The sequence below is a fragment of the Zoogloea sp. genome (assembly GCF_041911615.1).
Lineage (GTDB): Bacteria > Pseudomonadota > Gammaproteobacteria > Burkholderiales > Rhodocyclaceae > Zoogloea.
Map to the genome: position 1 here is coordinate 1 of NZ_JAYROR010000141.1, position 3,480 is coordinate 3,480.

General features: G+C 74.2%; 3 protein-coding genes. All 3 read left to right on the forward strand.

Annotation, left to right across the window (positions count from 1 at the left end):
- Positions 1–579, forward strand: a 579-nt coding sequence (locus tag ACE3P2_RS19005) for a hypothetical protein (protein WP_374267400.1), incomplete at its 5' end; no start/stop codon positions are given.
- The gene (locus ACE3P2_RS19010; protein WP_374267402.1) at positions 576–965 is read left to right on the forward strand and encodes a GPW/gp25 family protein; all 390 of its coding nucleotides are present in this window, start codon (positions 576–578) and stop codon (positions 963–965) included. The genes ACE3P2_RS19005 and ACE3P2_RS19010, both read left to right, overlap by 4 nt.
- A 62-nt stretch (positions 966–1,027) precedes the next feature.
- Complete coding sequence (locus ACE3P2_RS19015) at positions 1,028–3,337, forward strand: putative baseplate assembly protein (protein ID WP_374267404.1); 2,310 nt, start codon at positions 1,028–1,030, stop codon at positions 3,335–3,337.
- The last annotated feature ends 143 nt before the right edge of the window (positions 3,338–3,480 follow it).

Below are 3,480 nucleotides of genomic sequence, written 5' to 3' on the forward strand. Positions count from 1 at the left end.
CCCGGCCTGCGCGGCAACGCCGCCACCTTCGCCGCCTTCCGCAACGCCGCCGCCGACGCCTACCTGGCCGACGCCGCCCGCCTGGCCCTGCCCGAAGCCCGCGCCGGCAGCGCCCAGCCACGCCTGCGCTTCGACGCCGAGCACCTCTACGCCGCCTGGGGCTGGGTACGCGTCGCCGGCCGCAGCCCCTGCGAGCCCGACCGGATCGTCTGGACCCGCGCCACCGAACCCTTCTCCATCGCCGACCCCACCGACCTCCTCGGCGCCCGCCCGGCCAGCATCCAGATGCCCGACATCGCCCGGCTGCTGCGCGACATCCCCCGCCTCGCCCGGGCCCGCGCCCAGCCCTTCGCCGGCGTCGCCAGCCCGCCCGGCTCCGGCGTCACGGTCGGCGGCGAGATGGCCGACACCCGGCGCGACTTCGGCCTTGGCATGATCTGCAACTTCGGCATCCCCATCCTCACGATCTGCGCGCTGATCCTGTTCAAGATCATCTTCACGATCCTGATCGCGCTGCCCTCGTTCAGCTGGATGCTGTTCCTCAAGATCTGCCTGCCGTTTCCCAAGAGGGGATCATGACCAATCCCAAGCTCGGCACCGGACTGCGTTTTCCCCTCGTCACCCGCGACGGCTTCGGCCGGGTGTCGGGCGCCGACGCCGTCGAGCAGTCGATCCGCGCCATCCTGCTCACCGAGCCGGGCGAACGCATCGCCCGGCCCACCTTCGGCGTCGGCCTGCGGCGCTACCTCTTCGCGCCCAACAGCCTCGAACTGCGCACCCAGATCCGCGCCGCCGTCACCGAAGCCCTGGCCCGCGACGAAGCACGCATCCAGGTCGAATCCGTCGCCGTCACCACCGACCCGCGGGAACCCACCGTGCTCGCCATCGCCATCCGCTACCAGATCCTCGGCGAACCCGGCGCCCGCAACCTCGTGTTTCCGTTCTACCTCAACGGGGGCGCCTGACATGAAACGCCCACCCGCCCGCAACCGCCGCCCGTCCCGCCCCACGGCAAGGGGGAACTGACATGGCCATCCTGCCTCCCCGCCTCGACGACCGCGCCTTCGACGACCTGCGCGCCGAACTGGTCCGCCGCATCCCCACCCACGCCCCCGAGTGGACCGACCACAACGCGTCCGACCCCGGCATCGCCCTCGTCGAGCTCTTCGCCGCCCTCGGCGACAACCTGCTGTACCGCCTCAACCGCGTGCCCGAGGCCGCCCGGCTCGAATTCCTGCGCCTCCTGGCCATCCCGCCCAAGCCCGCGCGGTCCGCCCAAGCCCTGGTGCGCCTCGACATCACGCGCGCACCCTTCGCCCCGGTGCCGGTGGACTTCGGCAGCGGCGGCACCACCCTCGAACTCTCCGCCGGCGACGTGCCCTTCCAGAGCCTCGACGAGATCACCGCGCTGCCCGTCGAACTCGTCGCCTGGACCAAGCAGCCCTACACCGGCCCGGTGCTCGCCGGTGGCGTCGAAAACGTCGCCACCCTGCTCGCCGACCACCTCGGCGGCACCGCCCCGGCCCTCGACCAGTACCGCCCGGTGCCCCTTGCCGCCCCCGACGGCGGCCGCTTGCCGCCCCCCCTGTCCACCGGCGCCAGCGTCGACAGCCGCCTGTGGCTGTGCCTGCTGGCCCCCGAGGCCGCCATGGCCGACGCCCTGCGCGCCAGCGCCAACAACCCCGCCGCCGCCCGCGCCCGGCTGCGCAAGGCCCTCGCCGGCCAGGTGCTCAACCTCGGCGTACAGAGCGACGACGCCCTCTGCGGTGCCACCGACCACCACCGCTGCCCCGACCCCGGCACCGACCCCGAGCGCTGGCCCCTGCGCTGGGAAATCTCCACCGGCGGCTTCACCGGCAGCGCCGCCAAGGTCGACCGGGTGCGCTACCAGCGCCTCGCCGTCGTCGCCGACAGCACCGACAACCTCGGCCGGCGGGGCATCGTGCGCCTGCGCCTGCCCGACATCGCCCCCACCGCCAGCGAACCCTTCGGCGACTGGACCGCCGCCAGCTTCGACCCGCCCGACCCCGACCTGCTCGGCGTCGGCGAACTCCCGCCCCGCCTCGACGACGCCAAACTCGCCGCCCGCGTCCTGGGCTGGATCCGCGTCGCCCGCATCGACGCCACCCATCCGCCGGTGCGCCTGCGCTGGATCGACGCCAACGTGGTGCGCGCCGAACAGGCCGTCACCGCCCCCGCCGAACTCCTCGGCTACGGCGACGGGCGCACCGGCCAGCAGTACCCCCTCGCCCACCCCCCGGTCATCGCCGGCAGCGAGACCATCCAGGTGCTCGGCCCCCTGGGCTGGGAAAACTGGCAGGCCGTGGACGATCTCGCCCTGGCCGGCCCCGACGACCCCTTTTACGCCCTCGACCCGGGCGACGGCACGGTACGCTTCGGCGACGGCCTCCACGGCCGCATCCCGCTGCCGGGTGAAGCCATCCGCTGCCTCGCCTACCGCTACGGCGGCGGCGTGCGCGGCAACGTCGGCGCCGGGCGCATCAACCGCGTGCTGCGCGCCTCGCCGGCTGCCGCCCTGGCCCTCAAGCCCACCAACCCGCTGCCCGCCGACTTCGGCGCCGACGCCGAAACCCTGCCCGAGGCCAGCGCCCGCATTCCCCAGGTGCTGCGCCACAACGACCGCGCCGTCGCCAGCGCCGACTTCGCCGACCTGGCCCTGCAAACGCCCGGTGTGCACGTGGGCCGCGCCGAAGTGCTGCCCCGCCACAAACCCCACGAACGGGTAGACGGCGTGCCCGGCGTCGTCACCCTCATCGTGCTGCCCGCCTACGACCCGCAGCAGCCCGACCAGCCCACCCCCGACAAGGAAATGCTGCGCCGCGTCTGCGCCTGGCTCGAGCCGCGCCGGCTCGTCACCACCGAGCTCTACGTCACCCCGCCCCAGTACGTGCGCCTGAGTTGCTCGGTGGCCGTCGAACCAGACGCCGGCGCCGGTGAGGAAACCCTGCGCCGCCACGTCGAGCTCGCCCTGCGCCAACACCTCGCACCACTGCCACCCTACGGGCCCGACGGCACCGGCTGGCCCTTCGGCCGCGACGTGCGCGACCGCGACATCGAAGCCGCCATCCTGCGCGTGCAGGGCGTGCGCCTGGTCAATGCGGTGCGCGTCGTCGGCGAGCAGATCGACCGCGCCGGCACCCGCAGCGCCGTCGAACAAACCGTCGCGCTGCTGCCCTGGCAGCTCCCGGTCCTCCTCGACGTGAAGGTCGCCATCGGCGCCGACGCCACCGCCGAAGCCCTGCCGCCCCTCGACGCCGACGTGCCCGCCACCCCGGCCACCACCATGCCGGTGCCGGTCGGCAAGGAGGAATGCTGATGAACCGCCCCGCCGCGCCCGCTCCCGCCCGGCGCCGGCCCCGGGAGCCCCAGCCATGACCGGCCCGCGCTTCGCCCACCTCACCGGCCGCGCCATGTGGACGCGCTGCGACCACGCCGGCACCCGCATCGAAGGCGCGCCCG